Origin of the sequence: Gordoniibacillus kamchatkensis, from assembly GCF_000829455.1 — a bacterium.
Taxonomy (GTDB): domain Bacteria; phylum Bacillota; class Bacilli; order Paenibacillales; family NBRC-103111; genus Gordoniibacillus; species Gordoniibacillus kamchatkensis.
In genome coordinates this window covers 38,323-64,693 of sequence record NZ_JXAK01000039.1, presented here as the reverse complement: position 1 = coordinate 64,693, position 26,371 = coordinate 38,323, and the positions used below count along the sequence as shown (strand labels likewise).

Here is a 26,371-nt window from a genome sequence, read left to right as displayed (position 1 = left end):
GATTGGATCATGATATGGGGGGGATTGCTGGGCGTTGCCGCAGTGCTCGCTTTAATGATTTTGCATGATTGGCGCGCCATGCCGTCTTATACCAAGAGGGAGAAGACGGCTTATGGCGTCCTGACCGGATTGGGGGCGATATTGGCGATCTTGCTTGTTATTAATCCCCAAATGCCGGGTCCTACGCAGTGGATGGATGTTATTTACAAACCTCTGGTAAACTTGCTGGAGAAGCTCACCGTGCAAAGGAGCGGGTGAATGGTGATCGAAAATGGGAAAATATCCGCCCCGCAAATCGGGAAAATGATCTATTTGGCGGTAACTCCGACGGCTATTTTAAGCACGCCGGCGATTACGTATCAATTCGCCAAGCAGGATTTGTGGATATCTCCGATGTGGGCGTTCAGCGGGGTTATTGCGATCTGGATTGCGCTGAGCATTCACCGATTGTTTCCGGGCGAGAATCTCGTTCAAGCAGGCGAACGTATTTTAGGTCGAAAGCTGGGGAAAGTGTTCGGGCTGGTTATTCTGTTATACTATTTATATTTAGGCGGCGTCATTGTGCGGGAATACGGCGAATTTGTAGTCGGAGCGTTTCTTGTTCAAACGCCGTTGCTGGTTGTATCTGGAAGCATGGTGCTCGTTTGTGCCATTGTGGTTCGCAGCGGCGTGGAAATCATCGCGAGATTTGCCGATGTATTTATCCCTGTTTTTGCGATGCTCTTTCTGCTTCTGATCATCCCCCTTCTTCCGGATCTTCATATTCTGAAGATGCTGCCGATCATGGGAGAAGGTATCGGGCCTTCCCTCTCAGGTTCGGTTGTTTTGCAAGCATGGTTCAGCGAATTTCTGACTGTGTCGTTTTTAATTCCATTTGCAAACCGTGCGGAAAAAGTGAAAAAAAGCATGGCGATAACTTTGCTGGCCGTCATTGTGACGCTTGTGTCATCTAACCTGGTTACGCTGCTGCTATTGGGGGAACTAACGGGAAATTATAATTATCCTTTTCTGATTGTCGCCAGATACATCAACCTGGCCGATTTCTTTACCCATCTGGAATCGCTTTTTATGGCTATTTGGGTGTTGGGCGCATTTGTTAAAATATGTGTTTTCTTTTATGTGACGGCCATGGGCGCCGCTCAATGGATGAACCTTCGTGAATATCAGCCGATCGTATTCCCTGTCGGCTTTTTGCTGCTGTTAATGAGCGTATGGGTCGCGCCCAACCTGCAGGAGTTGACGCACGCTTTATCGACTTCGATCATTTTTTCGGCATTGACGGTATTGGTTTGCATTCCCGCGGCGCTGCTCGGTTTGGCCTGGATCAGAAGACAATGGGGGAAGAAAAATTTGCAGGATTGAATCGCGGAGACAGTCGGACACGTTCCGATCGGATGAACATCCGTTTCAATATAATAGCGCCAACCTTCCGTTTACGCTTAGGACGCGTGTCAGAATGTTTGACGCTTTTTACCGCTCTCAAGATTGGCGAAAAGTCGATTTCCCCATCATACAACAGATTTCTGTTTCAAAGAAGTGGATAGAAGACTCGCTCTGCTTATCAGCTCTCGAAAAGGCAGCGAAAAAAAGTCGGGAACGAGAAAGCCGTTGATGACTCCCACCGATGCGGACAATGTAACGTTTTGAATGACGACGGGTTGGGAAAGGGCATCTTCTAATTGCAAGCCATCGTATTCATTACGGCAAGTAATCACAATAAACTCATCCCCTGCATACCTGCATACGTAATCCTGTTCGTTCGTTAATGCACGCAAGCGATTGGAGAACTCGACAAGAAAATCGTCCCCTACCGGATGCCCATGCAATTTGTTGATTTCACCGAAGTTATTGAGGTCAATAAAGAGCAAACGGAATTGTTGGCGACGGTTCAGAAAATGTTCGCCGATATGTTGGATATAAGGTGCACGGTACAGTCCCGTTAGAGGGTCAACGAGTTGGTTCAATTTGATTTGAAGCTTCTCGCGGGTCACGATCCCAATTACCTGATCTTCATGAACGACAAGAAGGCGTTCAATATGGTTCTGTTCCATCGTTTCTATTGCGTCCCAAGCAAATTGGTCAGGCAAAATGCTGACCGGGTTTGGGGTCATCGCGTCGGCCGCAATGCGATTGGGATGGGAAGATCGGATATCCCGCGACGTAATAATCCCTACAGTTGTTCCATGATCCGTGACGACCAGCGAACCGATTTTCAGTTCATTCATCATATCGGACACGTACTGGACGCTCCGTTCCGCTGAAACCGTATAGACCGGGGCTGACATGAATTCCGCCACCTTCATTGCAACTCCACCTCCCGCTGAACCGATACCGATATTTTCAGTTCGGAACGAAGAACCATGTTGTCGCTGATCAACCGGTCCGCTTCTTCCAATATGATCTGCATCAGCAAACGTTCGTCCAACATTTGAAGAAGGGAGTTCCGAATCAACACCGCTTCAATTTTGGCGTGCTCCAGTTTAACGATTGTAAATTGCTCTGGTGATATCGCTTGCGCCATTCGCTTTACCGCTTCCGGCCCGATCGGGGCTTTTTTCCCGATGATCAACAAATCCTGCATAGGCGGAACTTCAAACTCTGAAATTTTCAAGGAGAGCATGGCTTTCCGGAAATAGTTCAGTTTATCCTGCATCCTGATTACTCCTTCATGTTCGGGTGAGACTTCACGTTCGACCGTTTACGTTAACCGATTCGGTTTACCGAATAAATAGCCTTGTCCCATCTTGATGCCCAATGACAGCGCGGTATCCAAATCCTCTTCCTTTTCGATTCCTTCCAGGATCAGATTGGCCTCGTCATGGCAGTACTCGGCAAACAGCGCGACAACTTTTTGTTTTTTCCTGGATGTACTCAAGTCAGAGGCGAAGAATCGGTCGATTTTGATAAAATCCGGCGAGACGTCCACAATATTTCGAAAAGATGTTGTTCCATCTCCTACATCGTCCAGGGCTATCAGGAAATTCAGTTTGCGCAGCAAACGGACGGCATCTCTGAAAGAAGCGCTTTTCCATAAGAGGCCCTCATAAATGGACTCGTTAATCTCAAATACGATTTGGTTTCTAAATAGCTCGAATCGCTCGACAAGGGAGTCGAGTAAGTCGATAAATAAAGGCGAGACCAAAGTTGAAGGGAATATGTTGATAAACAACAGGTTATGTTCCCGTGAGCCCGGAAATTCGAAGTAGGCTGAAATCGCCTGCAAAATTGAAAAAGAATCGACTTCGAACAACTTGTTCTGCTCCATGGCGCGCTGAAATAAAAGATCCGGATTCATGTTGGAGTTACTGCGAATGAGGGCCTCGTAACCAAGGATTCTCTTTTCGGGAAACCCCAAGATGGGCTGGAACACATGATAAAAATCGTTTTGTACAATTAATTGTTCAATATTCGGCATCGAGGCTACTCCCTTTGCTGGAGAATCAAAATAAGAAGCCACCCCGATTTGGGGCAGCTTTGAACTCGGAAGCATCATTTCGGCAACCCAGCTACCATAGATATCATCCTTAGGCCTGAAGTTTTGCGCCCCCATTTTTCAATGGGTTTGCCGTTTCGTTTTTTATGATCCTGAAAGAAAGGGATCAGCCTGAGGACCTACAAATAGATCCCCCCTTTTTGAATAAAGTTAGATCATTTACGACAAAATCCTTCTTTATACCCAATAATTCGCGCAAAAAGCGCCAACTCCTTCCAAACAGGTGTTCCTAAGGAACCGTATTTATCCGAAGATCGGTAAAGACCTCATTTGCCATTTATCATAGAGAATCGCGGTAGATAAGCAAGTAAGCGGTTGGTCCTGATCGTCCCAAACGCTTGCATTTTCATAGCTTGAATCACTTCTCTACAAATCTTCGGTTGCCGGTTCCAACAGTTCCCGTAAAATACGATACGCTTGTCGCTGTTTAGCATCGTTGTGTTTGAGCAATAAGAGAATGCTGGCCCATAACCATTTTTTTTGTTGCAGATTGGCCTCTTTCTCGTCACTGAATAAATCGAATACGCTCATATGTAATGCCAAAGCAATTTTTTCAATCGTTTGAAGTTTGACGTTTTTTTTCGCCGCGTTCAATCTGTCCAAGATATGTCGCGGCCATGCCGATCGTTTCGGCTAGTTGTTCTTGCGTCAAGTTGTGCTCCATGCGGTGTAAGCGAATTTTTGCTCCAACGATTTGCGCAAAAGTAGCCATGTCGTCTTTTACAACCCCTCTCTATAGTAAAGTGTAGTCAAAGCGGTTAGAGGGATGGAGTACTCTTAAACTACAGTCTATTCAATTGATTGTACCTTGAAAATCTTTGCGATATAATTTTCCACGGAGTTTATTTTGTCACAAATTCCTTTAAGCCAATATTCGATAAAAAGGAGTCAGAAGTCATGCATCATGTCATGATCGCTGCGCAGACTGTATTGTTTGGGAAACGGCAGGAAATCGGCTTGAGCCATAATCAAGTGGTCCAGCTTTCTAAGGAGATTACAAGACTGACTCGATTATTGGAAAACGTAAGTCAACAGACTGAGAATGGAATGCGAGAAATAAGGGGGAGGGTTGCCACGAGGCTGCTTAGCAAGGAGCAACTGCTCGAATGTATAGCGACAGCTTGGAACATGGGACTTGAAGAAGAGTTTGTTGCTTTTTTGTTCAAGGAACTGCTATGGATGGAATCCGATACGAAATTGTCCGAAATGGAATAGGAGGTTGTCTTCAGAAAGAATGCTTGATGGACGTATTATATTCTTGTATTCCGGAGTATCTTCAATGAAGTTGAAAATGGTTACGGCATTGCTGCCGACGTGGAAGCGCGAATGATCGGATGCATCAATCGCGCCGCGAATCCATGATTTGAACATCGGAATTTCTTTAGATTCATCATCTAGGTTTGGCTGGGCTTTAACTTGTACCTTCCCGTATTGGTCAGTTGAACATGGATTCGTATGTTTCGTAAAGAATCCTCATGCAGCACAAAATGATTTTCGTCTTCGATCCGGTGCCATACCGAGGGATAGCGTCGAAACAACGACTCGCCCAGATTATAAACATCAACCTTCCGCTCAAAGCCTTTCCGGTAAGTATGGCGAATTTGTTCTTCAATCTTTCGTTCGGCCAGGTCGATCAATTCTTTCTCGGACATTTCCTGATGCAATTCGTTAATGCCTGCCTTTACCGTTAGCTCGACGTCAAAATAAACGCGAAGATCTTGAACAGACGGCTTGATGCGCACTTTTGGCTTCTCCATGACCAATACAGCCGCTAACGATTTTTCACGTTCGAGAGAAAGCGGCACGCGAACCGTCTTTTTATGCATCCAAGGCAATCCTTGCAAATCGTCCGGATCCAATTCTCCATGGTACCGATTGTTCCAAAACACGGTTATACCTGCATATTCTAACAACGGATGCGTTTTTCTGCTTACTTCCCACTGATTTTTCTCAATCCGTAGAGCAGGCAGGTAACTCATCCGCGAATCTTCTTTCAGCGTCATGACAAATTGATACAACCTGATCGGTGAAATGATCGATCGTTGCCGATACTGGTCCTCCGGATTGTGCAAAATGGACATCATCGGAGACTCATTAAAGAACGGAGTTGAGTTGAAAATATCTTCAATCGATTCTTTGGTACTGAAAACCCAAACCAAATAGCGGATTTCCCTGTAACGGTTCAGCAAATCCAATACATCTTGAAATTTATTCTGTTTCAGAATGTGTTCGTTGAACACGAGCGTGGAAACATGACCCCAAAACACTCTTTGTTGCGACGTCTCATATAAATTGTTTGCAGCTCCGTAAACGATGCGCCTGTTCCTTTACCGACCCATACAGGTGCTTCCCTCGATTTTTGTTGTCCTTCCAACTTGGCGACGCTGGAAAAATCAATAAGTTGCAAATACACAATGTACTTTCCGTCACGATAATCGAACCCGATGGCGGTTGCATAACTAATATTTTGAATTTCCTTAATATTCCAGCAACCGGTCGTGATGACGAGTAAAGCAATCAAGATTCCTGTTATTTTCATGCCTTTCATTTTGATTGTTCTCCCCGGTTTGTATCGTCAATCGTATGAAGCATCTCCGGACGCTTTCTCTTCCACGCTAATGGCAACCGAAACAAAGCATGCGGTAAATCTTTAAAAAACGGAGGAGACATCGGGGCCAGATACGGAACCCCGAAAGACTGAAGAGACGCCAGCAAAACCAGCAACAAAAATACGCCGAGAAAAAAACCGTATAAACCGAATATGCAAGAAAATATAAACAGTATGATTCTCAGTATGCTCACCGCACCTCCTAACGCCTGATTGGTAAGTGTTGCGCCGAATACATGCGTGATCGCGCCGATGATCACGATTCCGGGCGACAAAATTCCGGCTCGAATGGCTGCATCGCCCAAGATTAAGCCTCCTACAACGGTAAGTGTCGAACCGATAGAGGAAGGAAGGTGAACGCCGGCCTCGCGCAACATTTCAAGAAAAATGAGCGCAAGAAACATCTCCAGACCGGTGGATAAGGGGATCCCGAGACGATTCACGGTCAGCGTCGCCAGCAAGTAAAATGGAAGCTGGTCTTGATGATAAGAAAGCAGGCAGAGCCAAAATGCGGGAAGCATGAGCGACACGAATAAACCTAACAACCGCAACATTTGTCCGAACGTTGAGGATAACGCTGTAAAATGAATGTCTTCCGGCGTTTTGATCAGGAGCATTAAGTTAGCCGGGCCAATTAATGCCGCCGGCGTTCCGTCCACCAATATAACAAATCGCCCGTTCGTCAAGCAGTTGACGGTAAAGTCGGGTCTTCCGGTATACGCCATAAGGGGAAATAACGCCCATGTCGGTTCAATCATTTCTTCAAGTTCCGTAGCGCTGAATACTCCGTCTATCGTTATCTTCTGCAGGCGCTGTTTCACCTCCTGTATGACCTTTGGATCGGCGATATCGTACATATACATCAATCCGATCCGGGTTTGCGTACGTTCGCCAAGCACCATTTGCTCATAGGCTAACGAAGGCGATTTAAGCCGTTTGCGGATGAGCGCGGCATTGGTGGCCAACTCTTCCACAAAACAATCCTTGGCTCCCCGAACGGAGACTTCGACATTTGATTCTTCCGGTTTTCTCGCCGGAAGCTTGGCAATATCAACGGAACAGATGATCTGAAGCGCAGGAATATACATGAGCAATTTGCCTTCAAACACCTGTTGTGTTGCTTTCCGTTGCCAATTATCATCCGGCAGACGTTCCAGTTGAAGCTGACTCGCCGTTTGAAGCATGCCCGCGTCCGTAAAGCCGTATGTCTCATAAAAACGTTGCAAACGGGGAAGCACCACCTCATGAATCATATGTTGGCTATCGCTCATCCCTTCGCAGAAGACGAATAGTACGGTTGAACGTTCCTCCAGTGCGTTCAAGGTGTAAGTATGATGCTTGACATCGGCGCAACGATTGAACAAATTTAAAATAACTGAAGCATCGGCCAGTTCAACGGCTGGCCGTTCGGAAGTTGAAGGGGATGGTTGAAAAGAGTCGGCGACAGATTTTTTGAAAACAAACGGCCTCAACCCCCTTTTGAACATGGGAATTCACCTCCTCATTCTGTTGGAAATCCAGATTTTCGCGACAAACAATGCCGTCAAGCCCAAAGCAGAGTAAACAGACGCCGGGAAAAACACGCTCCCAAGAAAATCGAGGAACCGTGCATCACTCACGGGCAGCACAACGACAACGATCATCAGCGCGCCGTATAGGATGAGCCACGGCAATCGCTTGCCCGGTTTCCAAATGTCAACCATAAGAAACAGGGCCAGCGAGACGCGAACAAACGTGCCGGAAAGCCACTGGTAGATGGAGAAGAAATCAAGGTGCGAAATATATTGCCCGAGTTGAACCAAACGCCATTGCTCGTATGCAGGGTAGCGTTGATTTGCCGCCTCAGCAGGTCCAAACACGGCGATGGCACCCATCAGCGGTCCCAGAATCAATCCGGCAAGCAGCACATTCACCAGCATGAGAGTGCCGAAGCGAGGACGTTTGGATAAATGCTCCTGATAAAAAAGGATGCAGATGATCTCCAAAAGCCCCCCAGCCGCATATAATGCGCCTTTCCATACAGGCTCCCACCCGAACTCGAAGACCGGAAACAGCAGGCTGTAATCCTTATACTTGTAGTTGGCTGTCATCACAAAATCGCCGAGCACGATCACAACCGGGAGCAAAATGCCGGTGACGATTGCAATCACGCGCAACCCGGCATATGCCGCCAATAGATTGCATCCGACTCCCGCAAGTACTAACGCCAAAGCCGGCGTCTGCGGCAAATAGGAGGCAATCGTCCATGTGATGGTGTCTTTTAGCGAAATGGCGCCCATTACGAACATATATATCGTGAAAAAAACGAGCATACCGGTTGCAGGCAGTTTGCCGAAATGACGATACAACCAGGTTTTGACCGGCGTCCCGTTCATGTTTTTGAGAATATAAGATAAACAGGCGATCCAGACTGGCGATACTGCCAATACGGCTAAAACGGATATCCAGGCATCTCTTTGGGAAGCAGTCAGCAGAAGCGGGATAATAATGACGTGATTCAGAATGCCGATCGCCATCAGGATCAGCATATATCCTTGCAGCAACGATATTTTATGATTGACCGATGCGATAGTTGTCACCACTTTCCGAAGGAACCTCTTCTTATGTTATCCCATTTCCCCCTTGCGAAAACATCGTGCCTGAATAGACGTAGAGCCTTTTGATTCAGTCGATCGACAGCGAGAGCTGACGACGACGTTCATAGGGGAAGCTGACGAAAGGCAAGGAATTGGACATTTTCTGTCGAATATGTCCGTAGTGTGTCCATGGTTGTCCAGTATTGTATAGGAATGGATAGTTTATTACTGTGTGTTACAGGTGTCTTTCCATAAGGCATCCAAAGGAGGAAAGCCCAATGATTCGTGTGTAGCTCGCGGATGATGAAAGAAGATGCGCTCAATCTGTTGGAAACGGTCAAATTGGGGATTTCGAAGTTGTCGGAAGGTTTGTGAATCCGCTTCGGGCAATACGCCTGTGGACGCCGTTTTCCTGGATAATTCATATGCCGGGCATGACGGGCATGGAGGCGGCGAGGAAACTCCCTCACGAAGGGACGCCTGCGGATACCTCGCTCATCATTGAGTCGATTTGGCCGGGGTACGATGTGAAAAAGGCGAAATTTGTATACTTGCCTGTCTTACTTGCGGAGAAGTTTGCAGGAGCATGACGTGCCCATCAGCGTAGACAAAGCCGAAAACGGGTTCGCGATCCGGCTGGATGGGGCGGGTTGCCGATGTGACGACATTCGAGGGGATGCTGGACGACATTTTGTCGGCGGAGGAACCGGATGAACGGGTGTACGACAAGATCAACGGTTTGTACAAAGGCGAATATATGGAGGGCTGCGATTATAGCTGGGCTGTAGCAAGCAGGAGGCAATCAAAGCGAAGTATATCCGTTCGCTGCGTTGCATGTACCGGCTTTTTCGCAAGCGGGGCCGCACGGCGCTCGCGGCCGCGACGGTAGCAAATTCGTTCCGGACCATACGGCCACTCGGGCGGAAGCGGTGATCATGCTGCTAAGGTTACAAGAACGAAAGCAGTTAAGGGTGATTCAAAAGATGACTGAGATGTAAGGGAGATGCCCCAAGGCATCTTCATTCGTACCCTGCGAGTTCCAGAGTATGCTTCGAGGTGACGAAAAGGACAACAATGGACATGGGGCATTATAACAAATGACGTACAAGTTCCGACAGGAAAATGGCAAACCAGTTCGAAAGACTGGGACGCAAAGCCACGGGTCTTCTGCATGCGTGCAATGATCGCCGGGTTACCCTCTCTTATGTTGTCAGTTAAAAGGCACGGCCTTTCGAGGGTACGTGTCTTTTCGTTTTTCCAGAACAATCAACGAGGTGATGAAAAGATGGAGGAGCGTGCAAGTTATGCCGTAGAAGTTGATGAAGTCGTTCGTTGGAAAGAAGGCAGGATACAAGTATTGCTGGTGGACAGCGACCCCATTTGGCAACAACGGACGGCGGGGCTGATCAATACAGAGCCGGATATGAATATATTTCATATTGCAACAGATAAGGAATCAGCCATTCGAGCCAGCGCGCAATTGGATTTAGACGAAATGATCCTTGATCTGGTATTAAATTCATCGCAACAGGATGGACTCCATACAATTTCCGAAGTTCTGAAAATTAAAACGATGCCAATCATTATCTTGACCTCCCTCTATGAGCCTGAAATCATTGTGGAAGCTGTGCTAGCCGGGGCGATCAATTATATTACCAAGATCAACTATGCGGATGTCGCAAATGCCGTAAGGGAAGCCTATCGAGGGCAATCTTCTCTTCATGCCGATGTTGCATCCATTATCCGTAATGAAATTGGGCTTGTTAAGCGGAAGGAATTACATCGAATGCTGACGCCCACTGAAAAAGAGATCTTGCAGTTGATCGGTTGGGGCTATAGACAGCCGATGATTAGAGAGTTGCTAGGCGTCACAGCTAATACCATGAAGTCGCACGTTCGTAATATCAATCGAAAATTCAACGTTTGTTCCGTTCATGAAGCAGCGGAAAAAGCGAAACGAAGAGGCTTGTACGATCGGCAAAATCGGATCACGTGCTAGCGATTCACACTCGATTCGAGGCATTTTGCGTTTATTCGACAATTTTAGAAATGATAGCGTGATGAAAAAATCACCCTCCATATTTAATCACTTTATAGGTAAAATGATAGGTGCAGATGGATATTCTTAGGAGAATTTTACCGGAGGTGAGAGTCGTAAAAAAGTAGCGAAGGTTGTGAAAATAGTACCTTGTCAACTTCTGCGAAATAGAAAAGAAGGGTAGATGACGATGGAAATGGAGAGTGAACAATGTACAACGAGGTCGATTGACCGTCCAAACTGGCGGAAAACTATAAGAAAGCATGCGCAGCAAGGAGGGAGTTGTGATGTCGCCGACATAGTCCCCATTCCCTACGAGAAAGTTGAATCATGGCTGAAGTCCTATAAGGACTGGAAAGCAAGATTGAAGTATGTTCAATCCGAACTCACTTACATTCCGGAATTGACACGCACCCTGCATATGGTTGCGGCTCATAGTAGAGGCAGAAAGCTGGAAACGGTATTGCAAACGCTCATTCGACGCATACAAATCACTGAACATGAAATCCCATTGTTGCTGTCCAGAATCGGTTTAATCGACTACGCTCTCTCGGCTCTCAACCCGGAAGAAAGCAAGTTTGTCCGGTTGAGATATATGGATAATCTGGCGCTTTCAGACGCCATGAGCCGCCTGGCACTGTCCCGTCGCGCATTTTTCTATCATCGGAAGCGGATCTTACACAAAATCTATATGAAAATCAAAGATCGGGCAGTTTTGTTGGATTTGGAGTCGTCTCAAGCAGATTGAATGAATTCAGAAGATGCATTGTGCATAGATTTGCCTCAGTTATGCAAATTTAAGGATTGGAGCGCCAGAATTGTATCGAACATGCACCAAATGCTGCACCGGATTTGCCCTTTTTTTGCACGAAGTATGCACACGATATGCACATATTTCGTGCTATGATGATAACGTGGACAGACAGTGCAGCAGTAGCAACAAGAAAACTCTGTGGTCACTCTTTATCAAGCGTCGTTTCTTTCCCTGCTACCCAGCGGAAAGGATTACGGCGCTATTTTATTTTGTCAATGCAGGCGTTGGCTAAATCCCGAACGCCAAGAAGCTGAACCAAGCATAGGGCAGCGCCAAACATCATAGCCCGCATAGTTTCTCGCACGGTGTTGCCAGGTGAGAAAGAGGGTGAAGGTGATGTATCCCTATTGCTCATAACTGCAAACGGCGAATTAATTGGCAAGATTATATTCAAATTTTACAATCAGGCCTGGTCGCAATCGAGCGTTGGCGCGCTCTGCGGCGAGGTCTTTTTTGTTGTGCTTCCTGCTTGCCGGGGAGTGTTGGCTGTCGCTCTCCCCCTCTGTTTTGGTTTGCCAACAAACCAAAATGGAGGGATTTGAATGAAAAAGATAAATTTGCGGGATTTGTATTCTTTTTTTAAGACGGATGTATGGGTAGATGTAGATGAAGAAGTTGCCCATGAAATCCGCCGTTTCGAATTAGAAGAAAGCGCATACAGACTGCGGACATATCGCCATCGGGCCTATTATTCGCTTGATCGCAACGATGGGATTGAGCAGCATGTTTTATTTCTTTCGATTTCACCGGAGGAGTATTACGAGCGCAAGCTTTCACGGCAGCAACTTTATGAAGCTATGTACCTGTTGCCGGAGAAATCCGCCAGAAGGATCTATGCCCATTATTTCTTGGGTATGAGCAAAGTCGATATTGCCAGAGCCGAACATGTCGATGAGCGGGCGGTTCGTAAATCGATCCAAAGAGGCTTGAAACAAATGGAATACTTGCTCAAAAACATGTAATCGTTTCGTCGGAGGGTCCGATTTTCCTGCCATAATGAACTGTTATATAGAGGACCATGCTCAGATAGCGGCTGGTTGCAACCAGCCGCTCATTTTCCATGAAAGGGGTTTGTAACGATGCATCCGATTCGATTTCGAGATGAGGAACACGAGAGATTTTATGTTCAGATGCTGGATGAAAGGAAATGCAACGACGGCTACCATCGAGCACTTTTCTATACATTGGGCATTTCACGGGAAACCAGAAGTCATATCAGCAATTTGTATGATTTTTCTAATGGCGGCATTAAGCCCGAAGGTCTTTCGGCCCCTTGGCAAACCGGCAGTACCATTCGAGTGTGCCGGCTCGCCTTTAATTTATGGAACGGCTGGACCGAAGCAGGCGGCGAACGTTACTCCACTCCTCACGAATTATTCGATTGCAGCTATGCCCCCTACTTTTTTGAAGCGATTCATCTTCGTTATCCCGAATATTGCCGAAGTCACGAGAGAACGGTCAAACGGCTGGCCGAACAAACCCGCTGAATGGCTGCCAGCGACGGGAGTGGAATGGAACGATGAAGGAGATTAAAACCAGAGATGTTGTGAAAGACATCAAACGTTTGGAGAGAATCCTGAACGTGTTGAATCGTGTAAAACGTTCAAGTGATCGTGCCAAGCGGCAGGGTGAAAATGACAAGAAGACCTCTCAGTCTCCAGTTGAACATGCGCAGCGCCATTCCGCAGCGGCTACGAAAAAAACGATACGCGTCCATATGGGGATGAGTCTGCGTATCAACAAGAGATTAATCCGACACATTCTAAAAAGGCAGCTGTTGTCAGAGGGTGATTCTGTCGCAAGTCATAGCTCGCTTGATGTTAATGCGGAGCCTTCGCTAACGCGTACACCGCGACTTGCCCGTAGCTTACGTCTCCGTAGGCCGATTGATGGAAAATACGTCTTGTCTTCTGGATCGCATTCAGGAAAACAACGTTTTATTCGAAGCCGGGTTAATGCCCGGCTTATGTATCGTTCTCGAACAGGTGGCTATCCTGAGCGAATGCAAAAACGGGATATCGGACATCTAAAACCGGCCGGGAAGAAGGAAACATTCTCCGCCGCGGTATCTCGTTCAGCAAATGGATACGTGAACCCGCTAAACCGAGCCTCGTCTACAATAGTGAAACAATCAGGTCATGCGATCAAACGGAAAGTACGAAATTTCAAGACGTTATCGCCATTTATAAAAAAAGGGCATCGGGTAGATCACACTAACCATTATTCGGATGCTCAAACTGAAGGGAGAATGAATGCCGTCAAGGAAGCTCAGCGGGCTGCGCAGATGGTGGTGTCTGCTCACCGATCCATCCAGACTGCGCGAGCTGCAGCGAGATTGAATCGTCATATCGTTAAAATGGTTGAAAGATCCGCCGCGTTGCTTGTCAAGGGATTGACGGTGCTTTTGGGATTCAGCGGTTCGGTAATTGTAGTTTTATGCATTGTTATGGCGATAGCCGCTGTCATTTCCTCTCCGTTCGGTATCTTTGTGTCCGGTGAAAACACGGATGCCGATGTAAAGCCGCTTTCCCAAATCGTTCAAGAGTTGGACGCTGAATTTGCCGCCAGACTGGTAGAGATACAGCAATCCGCTGGTAATGTAGACTGGGTGGAATATCATTATCCCGGCAGCGCGGACAATACGCGAATCGATAACTGGATGGACATTATCTCCGTCTTTGCCGTGAAGACCGTCACGGATTCGGAAAACGGAATGGATGTGGCTACGCTCGATGCAACAAGAATCGGTATCATCCGTTCGGTGTTTTGGGATATGAATTCGCTGGAATCTCGTGTTGAGACAATAGAACATAAGGAAACGGTTACTGTCGAAAAGGAGGACGGGAGCACCGGCGAAGAGACGGTTACCCGATATGAGCGCATTTTGCATATTACGGTCATTAGCCAAACTGCGGAGCAACAGGCAGAAATATATCGCTTTACAAATGAACAGATAGATTTAATGAAGGAAATGCTGTCCGAGGAGTTCCGCCCGCTCATGTATGCAATGCTTGGAAAAGATACGGATATTGGCTTGACGCCGGAGCAGCTTGATTTGGTTCAACAGCATTTGCCCGAAGGCGAATTGGGCAGTGAAGCCGTCAAATTGGCGCTGACTCGTCTAGGCGATCCGTACAGCCAACCGAAGGCTGGACAGGATAACTATACGGATTGCAGTTATCTTGTCCAGTGGGTTTATCGTCAGCTCGGCATTAACTTGCCGCGAACCGCGGCGGAACAGGCTCGTTATTGTTTGGAAAACGGATTTATTGTAAGCTTTACGGATCTAGCAACCGGTGATTTGGTTTTTTGGAGCTATGAAAGCAATGGGCGATTTATGAATATTACTCATGTCGGCATTTATGCCGGTAACGGCAAAGTAGTTGACGCTTCCTCCAGTAGAGAACAGGTCGTGTACCGCGACTTGTTTGATTCAGATAAACAGGTGTTGTTCGGCAGGCCGAGTCTTTCTGATTTTTCGCAACAAGATTCCCCCCTGTCGGCACAAAAATAGCGAAAGCAAGAACCAACGCCAAAAATGGCGCAACGGTGCGGATGTGACGAATTGGCCAGGTTACGGGTGAGCGCTCATTTTTGTATTACTCTGGTTTATTTCCTGCATTCGGGTCTGCAATAAAATCAGTCTTATAGCCTGTATATTTTAATTCCGTTACCATACCAGACGAAGCATGATGAAGATCGTGACAATGGAACATCCAGTTCCCTTCATTATCTGCTTCAAATGCAACAACGTATTCTTCGCCCGGCTTCAAATTCAACGTATCCTTAATAACGGGGGACCCTTCAAGCGGTTTCCCGTTTTTGTTTAGGACTTGGAAGAAGTGCCCGTGTAGGTGCATCGGATGGTCGTCGCTTTTCGAGTTATTGACAAGGCGAACTTTGACGGTATCTCCTTTTTTGACGTTTATCGGATCGGTATCCGGGAATGTTTTTCCGTTTATGGTGTAGACCATTTCTCCGTTTTTCATTTCGGTGTTCAAATTCATCGTATATTCCAACGTATACTCCTGATCTAACGTAAAGTTAGCTTTGGCCGGTTGGCCGTATCGGCTCATATCGACAATCGTCAGCTTCTCCGATTCATTCGCTTTGTCGGAACCCGCGGCAGCTCCTTCATAAGCGATCGTCGCTTTCATTCCTTTAACAGCAGGATTGTCGCCATGGTCCTCGATCAACCATTTGCCTGGATTGTTTGCGACAAATTCGATATCGTAACGCTCTCCTGGAGCAATACTTATCACATTATCTTTCAAGATACCCGGATTGTTTATCGGCTGCCCATCGGTAGCAATAACTTTGAATTCATGTCCGTGTAAATGAATTTGATGAGACAAATAGCCTGCATTGATCAAACGGATTCGGACTTTATCTCCCTGTTTGACAGGGAGCTGATCCAGCAACGAACCGGATTTTCCATTTATGGTGTACAGATCGTACATGCTCATATCATGTCCCATATTCATCGTACTGTGATCCATACCGGACATATTGCCGCCAGACATGTTCATGCCGGACAATTCCCCGGAGCTCATCCATTCATCCAGCATCAACGTGTAATCGCGGTCCACTTTTTCCTCGTTTTTACCTTCTACAACGAAAGAACCGTACAGTCCACGATCCAACTGATTTACACTATCCTGATGTGAATGGTACCAGTAGGTGCCGGGGACATCCGCTTTAAACTCGTACGTGAACGATTGGCCCGGTTGAACCGCATTTTGCGTTACACCCGGTATGCCGTCCATCGCGTTTGGTACGGGAACGCCGTGCCAATGAATGGTGACTGGCTCGGGCAATTGGTTCTTTAAATTAATCTTTACGGTATCCCCTTGCTTAACTCGTATTTGCGGACCGGGAACCGAATTATTAAACGTCCAGACAGGCAAAGTTTTGCCGGGGGCTATTTCCTGATTGCTTACGGAAGCCGTTAAATTAATTTCTTTTCCCGTTAGAACAGCTGGCTTCACCGTCTGCCCATCTGCCATCTTTGAGGATGCTTTTGTTCCCTCCATATTCATTTTTGAGTGATCCGTTTCTCCTGCTGAACCAGAATCCATATTCATTTTGGAATGATCCATTCCGTTCATTGAACCGGAACATCCTGCCAATACAACGGATAAAGCGCCGATTGCAAATATGCTTTTAAACTTCCAACTAGCCATGAGTTATCATTCCTTTCTGTATTAACTAGCCGATACATCAATCATATCCGGTTCATATGTAGAACTTTTGAAGAAACGGGGAAGAGAAATCCGGCACACAATTTGTTAAATAGGCATAAGCTGATAAAAAAATTTGAGGAGATTTGGATGAAGGATATTAGCGCACTCTGCCAACGGTTTGCTCTTATACTTGGCGGGAATGGGAAAGTGGAACACGGCGTCTGTATGGTGAATCGGGATCGCTCGTATATTAACGTAAACATATTGGGAAGGCCGAGCCACTCCGGTCTTGCTCTCCATTCCATGTGGTCCTTTGAATCGATGGACACCCAAGGAAGAACATTGAACTTAGGAGAAACAGCTCTCCTTCAGGATGAAGTTTATCCATTTACTTGGCATTTACAGAGAAACGGGATTATGTTATCCGCCTTGCACAATCACTGGTTAATGGACCATCCTCATCTCGTTTACGCTCACTATGCCTCTGTTGAGGAGCCGCTTTCCTTTGCAAGAAAAGTCGCGGAGGCGTATAAAGTGCTAAAATAATTTTTTTATGAGTTTAATGAAACTGGGACCCTTAACCTGCTTAAGGGCTCGGTTTTTTATTTTCCCGTTTAGAAACGAACACTTGCCAAGGAAACACAACATCTCTACACAGATTCTTCATATGTTACGATTAGACTTGACAAACACCATATATGGGGGGCCTGCTTTAAATGAGGGTTGTTTTATTTTCGATTGGAGACTTTCCTGTAAGAGCGTACGGAACTGTGATTGCAGCCGCGATCCTTCTTTCGTTAGGGGTAGCCTTTTATCTTGCTAAAGGTACGGAGTACCGAAAGCATCTTTGGGATGTCGTTATTTATGTGATTCTGGGAGCTATTGTTGGAGCTCGTTTATGGGAAGTTGTGTTCTTTGAGGGAGCATACTATTCTCAGCACCTTATCGAGTCGTTTGCGATTTGGAAGGGCGGCTTATCCATCCAAGGAGGGCTTATTGGGGGATTTACAGTAGGTCTTATTTATTGTTGGCGAAAAAAAATTAATTTCTGGAAATTTGCAGACATCATGGCACCTGCAATCGTATTTGGCCAGGGAGTGGGAAGAATCGCTTGTTTATTAAATGGGGATGCTTTTGGATCGCCAACCGGTTCGAATTTTGGGCTTGTCTATCCACCAGGAACGATTGCGTATGAAACGTATGGTTCTCAACCGTTATGGCCAGCAGAAGTGTGGGAGGGTCAGTGGGACTTTATTGTATTTGGAATTTTGCTTATCCTTAAAAACCGTTTTTGGCCCCGGGGCTTTCTTTTCTTGTCTTATAATATTTTGTATTCGCTTGGGCGCTTCATGCTGGAAATGCTTCGGGGGGATACGCCTAGATATTTGTTTGATTTTACCGCGGCTCAATGGACAAGCGTGACAGTTATCCTCATTTCTCTTGTGTTCATATTGTGGAACTATTTTTATGAGAAGAAACCTCGGGCCCTTTAATCCATTTGGATGAATTTGGAGAAGGTACGGTTAGACTTCATGTATTCTTGGAGGTTAATGATGAAAACCATATTAGTTGTTGATGATGAGCCCAAAATACGAGATGTCGTTGTGTCCTATTTAAGTAAAGAAGGCTATCGGACGGTTGAAGCCGAAACTGGAGCAGATGCCATCCGGATCGTGCACAACGAATCGGTTGATTTCGTCATTCTCGATCTCATGCTTCCTGATATGGAGGGCGAGCAAGTTTGCCAATCGATACGTCAAATCCATTCCGTGCCGATTCTGATGCTGACCGCCAAAGTTTCGGGAAATAATCGGATCAAGGGATTATCCGTTGGAGCTGATGATTACTTGATCAAACCTTTCGATCCGCGTGAAGTGGTAGCACGAGTACGGGCCATCTTACGTAGGACCGACGACTATCATTTGCTTGCTGACCGGCTCGCCTTTCATGAGGGGGAGCTGACAATCGATTCATTAAAGCAGCAGGTATACCGCGGCGGTGAACTGGTGAGCTTGACTCCGAATGAATATAAGCTGCTACTGATCATGGCCAAACATCCGCAGCGCATTTTTTCGCGGGAAGAACTCGTGGAAAGAGTGCTCGGTTATGATTTTGAAGGCGATATTCGCACGATCGATCAGCATGTGAAAAACATCCGGCAAAAAATAGAACACGATCCTAAATCGCCTAAATATATTGTGACGGTGTATGGGACGGGCTATCGTTTTGCAGGTGGTACAGTATGAACAGGCTGCATACCCGTTTTGCGCTGATGATTATAGGGATTGCTGCCGGTATCGTCTTGATTTCAACCATCAGTCTCATTTTAACCACACACTATCATTTCTCGATGTATCAAACGCAAGCAGGCATGAGTCATCAATTTCCAGAACTCGATTACCATTTAGAACAAGCACTCATGCAAACGATCATTTGGACGTGTCTGTTTTCTATTGTCCTTGCGATATTTCTCGGCTTTTATGTGGCCAGGCGGATTTCGGCTCCTCTTGTGCATATGACACGTATCGCGGAACGAATGACGGGAGGGGAATGGAACTCAAGAGTGGTCATTCGCGGGAAAGACGAACTCGCAGATTTGGGCGCATCACTCAATACCCTTGCAGGGCAACTTCAACAGCACGAGCAGCTACGCGTTACGATGACAGAAGACATTGCTCATGAGTTACGAACCCCGTTGGCTACGCTCAAAAGCCATATGCGCGCTTTGGAAGACGGGATTTGGGAGCCTACTCCGGAGCGTATCCATTCCTGCTATGAAGAGATCGAACGATTAGCGCAACTTGTTGCCGAACTGGAAGACCTGACCCATGTGGAATCACCCGGTTTTCAATTGACCAGAAAAGAAGAGTCGCTGTCGGCAATCATTGAAAGAGGTATAGAACTGGTTGCTGCTGCCTATCGTGAAAAAAACATCCGTTTAAGTGGATTCGTAAGCCCTCACATCCGTGTCTATGTTGATCATGATCGCATGATTCAAATTCTTGTGAATCTGCTTAGTAACGCTCTGAAATTTACACCCGAAAACGGAGAAGTACGCGTTGAGGGGAGCGAGGACAACGAGCATGTTTTGATCCAAGTTCATGATACGGGGACGGGAATCCCACAAGAGGATTTGCCCTATGTGTTTGAACGCTTTTATCGGGCGGATAAGTCCCGTAATCGCCGGACCGGGGGCAGCGGTCTTGGGTTGACCATTGTAAAGGAATTGGTCGCAGCTCACGGCGGGAACATATCGGCAGAGAGTCGGCATGGAACAACGTTTACATTACGGCTTCCCAAGGGAAAGTAGACGATCTACTCAGGATCTTCAAAAGTATCGGTTACACTTTGAGGAACTTCAATTATCGAATGAGTTGGAAAGAAATAGGGGATACTTGCTAGAGGTCCCTTTTTATAGAGATAGGGGGAAATGATTTGAAAAAGATGGCGATGCTTTCATTAGCGGTTGCATTATTCATCGGGATGACAGCATGCTCGAACAAACTGGCGGAAGGTCCGAACTCCAATACCGAAACAACCTTTATGCATCTGCATGGCCTTGGTTATTCCGCAGACGGCAAACGTCTGTTCATCCCGGTTCATAACGGGTTAAAAGTTTATGCAGATGGTGTGTGGAGCGATGCCCCGGGAGAGAAACACGACTATATGGGTTTTTCTGCGGCGGATAACGGATTTTACAGTAGTGGCCACCCGGCGCCAGGTTCGAAGTTTAAAAATCCGTTAGGTCTTGTAAAAAGCACCGACGATGGGAAAACAATCGCTATTCTGGCCCTTGAGGGAGAGGTCGATCTGCACGGTATGGCGGTTGGTTACCGTTCGTACACGCTGTATGTGGCAAATCCGCAAACAACTCAAAGATGAATCAGCTGGGAATTTACTACAGTAAGGATGAAGGGAAATTATGGACAAGCAGTCGAGCGGACGGTCTTCAGGGGCAAATGACGGCGCTTGCGGTGCATCCTGACGAAGAGTCGATACTCGCTGTCGGCACAACAGCGGGGATCTACTTGTCGAAGGACTATGGCCAGACGTTCACCGCGCTGGTTCCAAATCGTCCGGTTTCGGCCATACTATTTATGAACGCAGGCGATGTGCTGATTGCTGGTTCCGGTTCAGACGTTTCGCTGGCCAAAATCAATAGACAAAATAACGTTCCGGAGATGATCAAAACGCTGACTAAGGATGAGATTACGTATATCGCCCAGAACCCGAGAAATCCAACGGAAGCTGGTTATCGCAACGGAACGAAAGGATGTCTATCTCTCCACGAATAGCGGGGCTGCGTGGACACAAATTGCAAATGAAGGCAAGATGATCAATAAAAAATAGGGAGGTTTCTTGAAGCATGAAAAAAGGATTGAAAGTCAGTATGCTCGCTGCGGCTACCGCCTTGGCTCTAACCGGATGCTTTAACAAACCAAATTATTCGGTCCCGCACGATATGAACAACATGGGACAGCAAGCCGGTTCGGCACAAAGTCCGGTCAGTTCGGTAGCGATGCCATGGGTCGCTTCGAAGAACACGACACGCATCAACACAAGCGACCCGACGGAAGCGGCGGTGCTAGTTTCGAAAACCCTTTGGATGGCTACGAACGACGCGAATCGGCCTGGCGGGGTTATTCTTGCGAATTCGAAAGATTGGCAAACTGCCTTGGTTAGCGCCGATTTAATACACCATCCCAATAATGGGCCGGTTTTGTTTGTCAATAAAGATGGCATCCCTGACGTTACGCTTAACGAATTGAAGAGACTCAAGCCGATGGGCATCGAAATGAACAAAGGGACTCAAGTGATCTTGGTTGGCGATCTTGACTCCAAGGTAGAGGAACAAGTGAAAGCGCTCGGCTACAAGATCGATAAAATCGCAGGCGGCAACCCTGCAGCGGTAGCGAAAGCTGTGGATGCTTATTATACCGCTGTCGCCATTGAAAATCCGCCTTCGGTTATTGTTGGTTCGATGGACAGCGAAGAGTATACGATGCCCGCCGTGAACTGGATCGCCCATATGCCCGAGCCGCTGCTTTATGTAAAGAAAGACGAGGTTCCGCAGGAAACCGTGGATGCTTTGAAGACACGGGGCGGCAAAGCCAACATTTATATACTTGGCCCGGAATCGGTTATATCGGCCAAAGTTCAGGAACAGCTAGGTCAATACGGGAAAGTGGTTCGCATTGCGGGGGACGATCCGTATTCGAACGCGGTTGCCTTCGCGAAGTATAAAGATCCAGCAACCGGCTTCGGCTGGGGAATTACAACGCCAGGACACAACTTCTCGTTCGTTAATAAAAATTCTGCTGCCCTGGCGCTTGCGGCGGCTCCATTCTCACATCTGGGTAAACATGCGCCGCTTATTTGGACGGACAAAGACAAGATGCCGGATTCGGTGATGTCCTATATGATGTCGGTTGAGCCGAAATATAAGAAGGAGCCGACGGAAGGTCCATACAATCATGCTTGGTTAACAGGGAGTGAGGATGTTTTGTCTGCCGCGGCGCAAGGGGAGATCGATTCCATGCTGGAAATCGTTTCGGAATCCGGAGAAGGGCATGGCGGGCACGGCGGTGCCAAAACGGGTACGGAAACATCACCAAAACCAAGCGAGGGCAATACCGATGGCGGTGATATGTCCGGAATGCCGGGCATGAAACATTAACCATGTTTCATAAATACCAGCAGGAAGCAGGTGACTGATCATGATGGGGATGATCTGGAATTCTGGATGGCCATGGGCAATGATGCTCATCTGTCCATTGTTGATGGTCGCAGTAGTAGGTGTTGTCTCCTATGTAGCAGTTAGATTGGCTTTACGGAAAAGTCAATTGTAATGTGAATATTTTCAGCTTGGATGGGTAATAAGTAAGAAGTACCCAAATAAGCGGAGGTAAGAATGATGTCACATGAGCAATATCAGCACTGCATTGATGAATGCATAAAGTGTATGCTGGCATGCAATCACTGTTACGACGCGTGTTTGAACGAAGAAAACCTTGCTATGATGAAAGAATGTATTCGGCTAGATCGGGAATGTGCCGATATTTGTGCTTTTACTGCGCAAGCAATGTCCCATAATCGTTCCTACACAAAAGAGCTTTGCCGAATATGTGCTGACGTTTGCGAAGCTTGCGGGAATGAATGTAAAAAGCATGGCCACGAGCATTGTCAACGGTGTGCTGAAGCCTGCTTCTCCTGTGCGAAGGCATGCCGGGCAATGGCGAGCTAACCAAATAAAATCAGTTCTATTCAAACATCGATAGAACTGCTTTGCTTTACTTATGATCTATGGCTGTACCGATTGGGCTATGGTTTAACTCCTTTTATAACGGCAGAGGCAATGTAATCTTCCACCTTCGACCCAGGAACCCAATCTTTAATAAACGCCCTGGATTCCTCTTTCGATTCGACCACCACATCCTTAAATCCACTTTGCGTTAGCATCGTCTTCAGCTCGTCAACGGACGAGGCCCCCGATATGCACCCCGAATAAAAAACATCCAAGTCGTTTTTGATTTCCGTCGGAAGCTCTGCCGTCATCATTGCATCGGAAACGGCCAGACGACCACCGGGGCGCAGAACGCGGAACGCATCATGAAACACTTGCTGTTTATCTGGAGAAAGATTGATGACGCAGTTGGAAATGATGACATCCACCGTTTGATCCGGAACGGGTAAATGCTCGATTTCCCCTAGCCGAAAATCCGTGTTCGTGAATCCTCCTTTGACGGCGTTATTGCGGGCGCGACTTACCATTTCCGGCGTCATATCGACCCCGATCACATGGCCCGTTTCCCCGACTTGCCGGGACGCCAGAAAACAATCGAAACCGCCGCCGCTGCCAAGGTCCAATACCACTTCTCCCGGATTAAGCTCCGCGATAGCTTGCGGGTTGCCGCAACCGAGGCCAAGATTGGCACCGTCCGGCACAGCGGTTAATTCTTCGGAGGAATAGCCCAATTTCGAAGAAATGTCATCTGCCGATCCGTGGCAGCTTGAAGCTGGCAAACAGCACGAACCCGACCCCACTTCTTGCAAAGCAATTTCCTTATAACGGCTGCGAACGTTTTGGCGAATTTGATCGTTCGTTACTTGATTCATGAACCATCTCTCCTTCGAATTTTTCCTAAAATCAGCAGCAACTAGGGGCGCAACAAGCTGTTGTGTTTGCAATCGTGAGTTGCCGTCTCCAAAGGAAGCGGCTCGACTTGGGTTTTTGCCATTTCCAAGCTTCCCGTGCTCTATTTCGCGCTGCTTCTGTTTCATTAAGGTATTCCGTGGCAAACCAATTCAAGTTCATCGGAACTTGCCTCCCTATAAGTCATTTTTCACAAAACGTCGTAGTTTGCGAACAACGTACTTCGCGTCCGGCCCCACCCCCCTTAATGTGGCGGAAGCAAAGGAACGCTGTCCTTCCAAGCCGACATAATACAGTTCCGGAACAGAAAGACTGATTCCGGCGGTCTGTAGCGGTTTCCCTTCGGCATCCAGCGCCCCGAGGGGGTGAAGGTAAGACAGATCGGGGCGATAACCGGTTGCAAAGATGAATAATGTAGAAAAAAAGATCACCCGAATGAAGGGGTTGAACAGCATTGGCCGGATTTCGCCATTGCTTCGTTTAATAGCTTGATCGAGCGAATAACGGTATCTTTTTCAAAATCGTTCATGTGTGAGAAAATTTTGTTTAAATAGTCGTTCATTTGCTGGTCAATCGACGCCGCAACATATTTGCCTTCTGTCGTTAAGGAAAGCAGATTCACCCGCCGGTCATCGGGATCGGGCGTTTTTTTCACTAATTTCATCTTGATTAACGACTGGACTTGTCGGCTGAATGTCGTGATATCGGTCCCTAATGCCTCTGCTACTTGCTGTATGGAAGGCTTGTGCTGGCGATCAATTTCGTAAAGAATATGGCTTTGAATTAAGGAGATGTCGCAACCACCGGCAGAACAGCAGTTTTTATCCAGAAAGCCAAAGCGACGAGTCATGATTTGAAATAATTCGCGTACATTTTTCACGGTGCTTCACCTCATGAACCAGTTATACAACAATCATTTGCAATTTGCAAATATTAAATTTGCCTGCATTGCAAAAAATAAGAACTCCGGAAAGGGCTTGTCTTAGACAGGCTATTGTAGAGGGAATATAAAATATCGTTTTCCGTATTGACTTTTCTTTATATATAAATAACAATATGGTTATATGGTTCTATATTTGAGGTGATAAAAATGACAATGGAGTTTGAAAAATTAGCGGATATTCTGAAAGCTCTGGCCGATCCGACAAGACTGAAAATACTTTCATTGCTCCGCATTCGCGATTGCTGCGTGTGTGAACTGGTGCCCATCTTTAACATTTCCCAGCCAGCCATTTCTAAACATGTAAGCCGCTTAAAAACGGCTGAACTGGTCCGCGAAACGCGAAAGGGGCAATGGGTGTTCTATTCGATCAATGAGAAGCGGTTAGAGGAAATCGGTTATGCCTTGTCCCATTTGCCCGATCTATCCGAGGAGCTGCGGAAATTGGAGCAACAAGGACTGACAGTTACATGCGAGTAAAGGGGGTATGCAGCAAGTGAGCAAACAAGAGAGAAAGCGGCTTTCGTTTCTGGACCGCTATTTGACGTTATGGATTTTTGTTGCGATGGCGTTGGGGATTGGCTTGGGTTACGTATTTCCAACCTTTATCGCTAGTTTGAATGAATTTCAAGTTGGAACCACTTCGATACCGATTGCGCTTGGCCTCATTTTAATGATGTATCCGCCGCTGGCGAAAGTACGATATGAAGAAATCGGCCGCGTCTTCCGAAGCGGCAAGGTGTTAGCCATTTCCTTGATTCAAAACTGGCTCATTGGCCCGATCCTTATGTTTTTCCTGGCCATTATTTTTCTCCAAGGCTTTCCGGAATATATGGTCGGCCTGATTATGATCAGTATAGCCCGTTGTATTGCAATGGTTATCGTTTGGAACGATTTGTGCAAAGGGGATGCCGAGTACGCGGCGGGACTCGTTGCTTTCAACTCGATCTTTCAAGTTTTGTTTTACTCCGTCTACACCTATATCTTTGTTACAATTTTGCCGGGATGGTTCGGGTTGGAGGGCGTCGTTGTTGACATTACGATGGCCGAAGTCGCCAAGAGCGTGTTTATTTATTTAGGGATACCGTTTCTGGCAGGAATGATTACGCGTTATTCGCTTGTGAAAGCAAAAGGGCGATCCTGGTTCGAAACCGTCTTTATTCCGAAAATCAGTCCCGCTACATTGATCGCTTTATTATTTACGATTATCGTCATGTTCTCTCTGAAAGGTGAAATGATCATTCAATTGCCTTTCGATGTCGTGAGGATCGCGATTCCTTTGCTGATTTACTTTGTCGTCATGTTCCTCATTTCGTTTTTCATGGGCAAAAAAGCCGGAGCTGATTATCCGGTGACTTCTACACTGGCATTTACCTCGTCGGGGAATAACTTCGAGCTGGCGATTGCCGTTGCCGTTGGGGTGTTTGGGATTCATTCCGGCGCGGCATTTGCGGCCGTGATCGGCCCTCTAGTTGAAGTCCCCGTGATGATTGCCTTAGTTAACGTCGCTCTCCGCTTTCAACAGAAGTATTTTTCAAAGAAAGCAGCCTAACATAAACAGGAGGA

General features: G+C 46.8%; 29 protein-coding genes, 2 pseudogenes and 2 riboswitches. Of the genes and pseudogenes, 19 read left to right on the top strand and 12 right to left on the bottom strand.

The window, feature by feature from the left end:
• The first annotated feature begins 9 nt into the window (after window positions 1-9).
• On the top strand, window positions 10-258 hold the full coding sequence (locus SD70_RS20825; protein ID WP_041049418.1) for a hypothetical protein: 249 nt from the start codon (window positions 10-12) through the stop codon (window positions 256-258).
• Window positions 259-1,362, top strand: a complete 1,104-nt coding sequence (locus SD70_RS20820) for a GerAB/ArcD/ProY family transporter (RefSeq protein WP_231571362.1) — start codon at window positions 259-261, stop codon at window positions 1,360-1,362. It begins immediately after the preceding gene.
• 146 nt (window positions 1,363-1,508) lie between these two features.
• On the opposite strand, the gene SD70_RS20815 is transcribed toward SD70_RS20820, so the two are convergent.
• The 5 genes from SD70_RS20815 to SD70_RS40460 form a co-directional block, all read right to left on the bottom strand.
• On the bottom strand, window positions 1,509-2,303 hold the full coding sequence (locus SD70_RS20815) for a GGDEF domain-containing protein (protein ID WP_041049417.1): 795 nt from the start codon (window positions 2,301-2,303) through the stop codon (window positions 1,509-1,511).
• Window positions 2,300-2,653 (bottom strand): hypothetical protein, encoded by a 354-nt coding sequence (locus tag SD70_RS20810; protein ID WP_041049416.1) that lies wholly within the window; start codon window positions 2,651-2,653, stop codon window positions 2,300-2,302. The genes SD70_RS20815 and SD70_RS20810 overlap by 4 nt, the downstream gene beginning before the upstream one ends.
• Window positions 2,654-2,698: 45 nt before the next feature.
• The gene (locus tag SD70_RS20805) at window positions 2,699-3,415 is read right to left on the bottom strand and encodes an EAL domain-containing protein (RefSeq protein ID WP_041049438.1); all 717 of its coding nucleotides are present in this window, start codon (window positions 3,413-3,415) and stop codon (window positions 2,699-2,701) included.
• Between the two features lie 78 nt (window positions 3,416-3,493).
• Window positions 3,494-3,577, bottom strand: a riboswitch (cyclic di-GMP riboswitch).
• Window positions 3,578-3,859: 282 nt separating this feature from the next.
• A complete protein-coding gene (locus SD70_RS37090) occupies window positions 3,860-4,096 on the bottom strand; it encodes a hypothetical protein (RefSeq protein ID WP_052487703.1) in 237 nt (78 codons plus the stop codon).
• On the bottom strand, window positions 4,047-4,157 hold the full coding sequence (locus SD70_RS40460) for a helix-turn-helix domain-containing protein (RefSeq protein WP_394297998.1): 111 nt from the start codon (window positions 4,155-4,157) through the stop codon (window positions 4,047-4,049). The genes SD70_RS37090 and SD70_RS40460 overlap by 50 nt, the downstream gene beginning before the upstream one ends.
• A gap of 233 nt (window positions 4,158-4,390) precedes the next feature.
• Here SD70_RS40460 and SD70_RS20795 point away from each other — a divergent pair, with 233 nt between their 5' ends.
• A complete protein-coding gene (locus SD70_RS20795) occupies window positions 4,391-4,708 on the top strand; it encodes a hypothetical protein (RefSeq protein WP_041049415.1) in 318 nt (105 codons plus the stop codon).
• A 179-nt stretch (window positions 4,709-4,887) separates the two neighbouring features.
• Here the strand turns inward: SD70_RS20795 and SD70_RS20790 are convergent.
• The 3 genes and pseudogenes from SD70_RS20790 to SD70_RS20780 all read right to left on the bottom strand — a co-directional run bounded on the left by SD70_RS20790 (window position 4,888) and on the right by SD70_RS20780 (window position 8,683).
• A pseudogene (locus tag SD70_RS20790) lies at window positions 4,888-6,032 on the bottom strand (Ger(x)C family spore germination protein).
• Window positions 6,033-6,037: 5 nt separating this feature from the next.
• Window positions 6,038-7,588 carry a spore germination protein gene (locus tag SD70_RS20785; RefSeq protein WP_082053538.1) on the bottom strand — a complete coding sequence of 517 codons (1,551 nt, stop codon included), beginning with the start codon at window positions 7,586-7,588 and terminating at the stop codon, window positions 6,038-6,040.
• Between the two features lie 6 nt (window positions 7,589-7,594).
• Window positions 7,595-8,683 (bottom strand): GerAB/ArcD/ProY family transporter, encoded by a 1,089-nt coding sequence (locus SD70_RS20780; protein ID WP_231571356.1) that lies wholly within the window; start codon window positions 8,681-8,683, stop codon window positions 7,595-7,597.
• A 652-nt stretch (window positions 8,684-9,335) separates the two neighbouring features.
• On the opposite strand from SD70_RS20780, the gene SD70_RS37085 reads away from it, so the two are divergent.
• The 6 genes from SD70_RS37085 to SD70_RS37080 all read left to right on the top strand — a co-directional run bounded on the left by SD70_RS37085 (window position 9,336) and on the right by SD70_RS37080 (window position 15,043).
• Window positions 9,336-9,566 (top strand): hypothetical protein, encoded by a 231-nt coding sequence (locus SD70_RS37085; protein WP_197081102.1) that lies wholly within the window; start codon window positions 9,336-9,338, stop codon window positions 9,564-9,566.
• Between the two features lie 225 nt (window positions 9,567-9,791).
• A riboswitch (cyclic di-GMP riboswitch) is annotated at window positions 9,792-9,877 on the top strand.
• On the top strand, window positions 9,849-10,676 hold the full coding sequence (locus SD70_RS36235; RefSeq protein ID WP_156158119.1) for a response regulator: 828 nt from the start codon (window positions 9,849-9,851) through the stop codon (window positions 10,674-10,676). It overlaps the preceding riboswitch by 29 nt.
• Before the next feature lie 229 nt (window positions 10,677-10,905).
• Entirely contained in the window at window positions 10,906-11,463 is a 558-nt protein-coding gene (locus SD70_RS20765) for a hypothetical protein (protein WP_041049412.1), read from the top strand.
• Between the two features lie 608 nt (window positions 11,464-12,071).
• A complete protein-coding gene (locus tag SD70_RS20755) occupies window positions 12,072-12,491 on the top strand; it encodes an RNA polymerase sigma factor (RefSeq protein ID WP_041049410.1) in 420 nt (139 codons plus the stop codon).
• A 117-nt stretch (window positions 12,492-12,608) separates the two neighbouring features.
• Window positions 12,609-13,016 carry a DUF6075 family protein gene (locus SD70_RS20750; RefSeq protein WP_082053537.1) on the top strand — a complete coding sequence of 136 codons (408 nt, stop codon included), beginning with the start codon at window positions 12,609-12,611 and terminating at the stop codon, window positions 13,014-13,016.
• Between the two features lie 32 nt (window positions 13,017-13,048).
• The gene (locus SD70_RS37080) at window positions 13,049-15,043 is read left to right on the top strand and encodes a C40 family peptidase (protein ID WP_197081101.1); all 1,995 of its coding nucleotides are present in this window, start codon (window positions 13,049-13,051) and stop codon (window positions 15,041-15,043) included.
• An 85-nt stretch (window positions 15,044-15,128) separates the two neighbouring features.
• Here SD70_RS37080 and SD70_RS20740 read toward each other — a convergent pair whose 3' ends face one another.
• Window positions 15,129-16,637, bottom strand: a complete 1,509-nt coding sequence (locus tag SD70_RS20740) for a multicopper oxidase family protein (RefSeq protein WP_156158120.1) — start codon at window positions 16,635-16,637, stop codon at window positions 15,129-15,131.
• Window positions 16,638-16,859: 222 nt separating this feature from the next.
• On the opposite strand from SD70_RS20740, the gene SD70_RS20735 reads away from it, so the two are divergent.
• From SD70_RS20735 to SD70_RS35150, 8 genes are all read left to right on the top strand, one after another.
• Window positions 16,860-17,258 carry a DUF1259 domain-containing protein gene (locus SD70_RS20735; RefSeq protein ID WP_041049407.1) on the top strand — a complete coding sequence of 133 codons (399 nt, stop codon included), beginning with the start codon at window positions 16,860-16,862 and terminating at the stop codon, window positions 17,256-17,258.
• A gap of 170 nt (window positions 17,259-17,428) precedes the next feature.
• Entirely contained in the window at window positions 17,429-18,205 is a 777-nt protein-coding gene (gene lgt / locus SD70_RS20730) for a prolipoprotein diacylglyceryl transferase (protein ID WP_041049406.1), read from the top strand.
• A gap of 60 nt (window positions 18,206-18,265) precedes the next feature.
• Entirely contained in the window at window positions 18,266-18,958 is a 693-nt protein-coding gene (locus SD70_RS20725) for a response regulator transcription factor (protein WP_041049405.1), read from the top strand.
• A complete protein-coding gene (locus SD70_RS20720) occupies window positions 18,955-20,022 on the top strand; it encodes a sensor histidine kinase (protein ID WP_041049404.1) in 1,068 nt (355 codons plus the stop codon). The genes SD70_RS20725 and SD70_RS20720 overlap by 4 nt, the downstream gene beginning before the upstream one ends.
• Before the next feature lie 125 nt (window positions 20,023-20,147).
• Window positions 20,148-20,594, top strand: a complete 447-nt coding sequence (locus SD70_RS38345) for a hypothetical protein (protein WP_231571354.1) — start codon at window positions 20,148-20,150, stop codon at window positions 20,592-20,594.
• A complete protein-coding gene (locus SD70_RS38340) occupies window positions 20,591-21,007 on the top strand; it encodes a WD40/YVTN/BNR-like repeat-containing protein (RefSeq protein ID WP_231571353.1) in 417 nt (138 codons plus the stop codon). The genes SD70_RS38345 and SD70_RS38340 overlap by 4 nt, the downstream gene beginning before the upstream one ends.
• Window positions 21,008-21,318: 311 nt before the next feature.
• Window positions 21,319-22,389, top strand: a complete 1,071-nt coding sequence (locus SD70_RS20710; RefSeq protein WP_231571351.1) for a cell wall-binding repeat-containing protein — start codon at window positions 21,319-21,321, stop codon at window positions 22,387-22,389.
• A 237-nt stretch (window positions 22,390-22,626) separates the two neighbouring features.
• Window positions 22,627-22,956, top strand: coding sequence for a four-helix bundle copper-binding protein (locus SD70_RS35150; RefSeq protein WP_082053536.1), 330 nt, complete (start codon window positions 22,627-22,629; stop codon window positions 22,954-22,956).
• Window positions 22,957-23,033: 77 nt separating this feature from the next.
• Here SD70_RS35150 and SD70_RS20705 read toward each other — a convergent pair whose 3' ends face one another.
• The 3 genes and pseudogenes from SD70_RS20705 to SD70_RS20700 all read right to left on the bottom strand — a co-directional run bounded on the left by SD70_RS20705 (window position 23,034) and on the right by SD70_RS20700 (window position 24,745).
• On the bottom strand, window positions 23,034-23,828 hold the full coding sequence (locus SD70_RS20705; protein ID WP_041049403.1) for an arsenite methyltransferase: 795 nt from the start codon (window positions 23,826-23,828) through the stop codon (window positions 23,034-23,036).
• A gap of 213 nt (window positions 23,829-24,041) precedes the next feature.
• Window positions 24,042-24,272, bottom strand: a pseudogene (locus tag SD70_RS35145) (monooxygenase); the annotation flags it as partial.
• Between the two features lie 20 nt (window positions 24,273-24,292).
• Window positions 24,293-24,745 carry a MarR family winged helix-turn-helix transcriptional regulator gene (locus tag SD70_RS20700; RefSeq protein WP_041049402.1) on the bottom strand — a complete coding sequence of 151 codons (453 nt, stop codon included), beginning with the start codon at window positions 24,743-24,745 and terminating at the stop codon, window positions 24,293-24,295.
• 216 nt (window positions 24,746-24,961) lie between these two features.
• On the opposite strand from SD70_RS20700, the gene SD70_RS20695 reads away from it, so the two are divergent.
• Together SD70_RS20695 and arsB are read left to right on the top strand one after the other, a co-directional pair.
• Entirely contained in the window at window positions 24,962-25,285 is a 324-nt protein-coding gene (locus SD70_RS20695) for an ArsR/SmtB family transcription factor (protein WP_041049401.1), read from the top strand.
• Between the two features lie 16 nt (window positions 25,286-25,301).
• Entirely contained in the window at window positions 25,302-26,357 is a 1,056-nt protein-coding gene (gene arsB, locus SD70_RS20690) for an ACR3 family arsenite efflux transporter (protein WP_041049433.1), read from the top strand.
• Window positions 26,358-26,371: the final 14 nt, after the last annotated feature.

Coding starts and splice junctions, on each gene's coding strand:
- SD70_RS20820 (WP_231571362.1), top strand. CDS start 259: ATGGTGATCGAAAATGGGAAAATATCCGCCCCGCAAATCGGGAAAATG.
- SD70_RS20720 (WP_041049404.1), top strand. CDS start 18,955: ATGAACAGGCTGCATACCCGTTTTGCGCTGATGATTATAGGGATTGCT.
- SD70_RS38340 (WP_231571353.1), top strand. CDS start 20,591: ATGAATCAGCTGGGAATTTACTACAGTAAGGATGAAGGGAAATTATGG.
- SD70_RS35150 (WP_082053536.1), top strand. CDS start 22,627: ATGTCACATGAGCAATATCAGCACTGCATTGATGAATGCATAAAGTGT.
- SD70_RS20805 (WP_041049438.1), bottom strand. CDS start 3,415: ATGCCGAATATTGAACAATTAATTGTACAAAACGATTTTTATCATGTG.
- SD70_RS37080 (WP_197081101.1), top strand. CDS start 13,049: ATGAAGGAGATTAAAACCAGAGATGTTGTGAAAGACATCAAACGTTTG.
- SD70_RS36235 (WP_156158119.1), top strand. CDS start 9,849: ATGCGTGCAATGATCGCCGGGTTACCCTCTCTTATGTTGTCAGTTAAA.
- SD70_RS20695 (WP_041049401.1), top strand. CDS start 24,962: ATGGAGTTTGAAAAATTAGCGGATATTCTGAAAGCTCTGGCCGATCCG.
- SD70_RS20735 (WP_041049407.1), top strand. CDS start 16,860: ATGAAGGATATTAGCGCACTCTGCCAACGGTTTGCTCTTATACTTGGC.
- SD70_RS20725 (WP_041049405.1), top strand. CDS start 18,266: ATGAAAACCATATTAGTTGTTGATGATGAGCCCAAAATACGAGATGTC.
- SD70_RS20815 (WP_041049417.1), bottom strand. CDS start 2,303: ATGAAGGTGGCGGAATTCATGTCAGCCCCGGTCTATACGGTTTCAGCG.
- SD70_RS20785 (WP_082053538.1), bottom strand. CDS start 7,588: ATGTTCAAAAGGGGGTTGAGGCCGTTTGTTTTCAAAAAATCTGTCGCC.
- SD70_RS20710 (WP_231571351.1), top strand. CDS start 21,319: ATGGCTACGAACGACGCGAATCGGCCTGGCGGGGTTATTCTTGCGAAT.
- lgt (WP_041049406.1), top strand. CDS start 17,429: ATGAGGGTTGTTTTATTTTCGATTGGAGACTTTCCTGTAAGAGCGTAC.
- SD70_RS20795 (WP_041049415.1), top strand. CDS start 4,391: ATGCATCATGTCATGATCGCTGCGCAGACTGTATTGTTTGGGAAACGG.
- SD70_RS20750 (WP_082053537.1), top strand. CDS start 12,609: ATGCATCCGATTCGATTTCGAGATGAGGAACACGAGAGATTTTATGTT.
- SD70_RS20755 (WP_041049410.1), top strand. CDS start 12,072: ATGAAAAAGATAAATTTGCGGGATTTGTATTCTTTTTTTAAGACGGAT.
- SD70_RS20765 (WP_041049412.1), top strand. CDS start 10,906: ATGGAAATGGAGAGTGAACAATGTACAACGAGGTCGATTGACCGTCCA.
- SD70_RS20705 (WP_041049403.1), bottom strand. CDS start 23,828: ATGAATCAAGTAACGAACGATCAAATTCGCCAAAACGTTCGCAGCCGT.
- SD70_RS20740 (WP_156158120.1), bottom strand. CDS start 16,637: ATGAACGGAATGGATCATTCCAAAATGAATATGGATTCTGGTTCAGCA.
- SD70_RS20825 (WP_041049418.1), top strand. CDS start 10: ATGATATGGGGGGGATTGCTGGGCGTTGCCGCAGTGCTCGCTTTAATG.
- SD70_RS20810 (WP_041049416.1), bottom strand. CDS start 2,653: ATGCAGGATAAACTGAACTATTTCCGGAAAGCCATGCTCTCCTTGAAA.
- SD70_RS40460 (WP_394297998.1), bottom strand. CDS start 4,157: ATGGAGCACAACTTGACGCAAGAACAACTAGCCGAAACGATCGGCATG.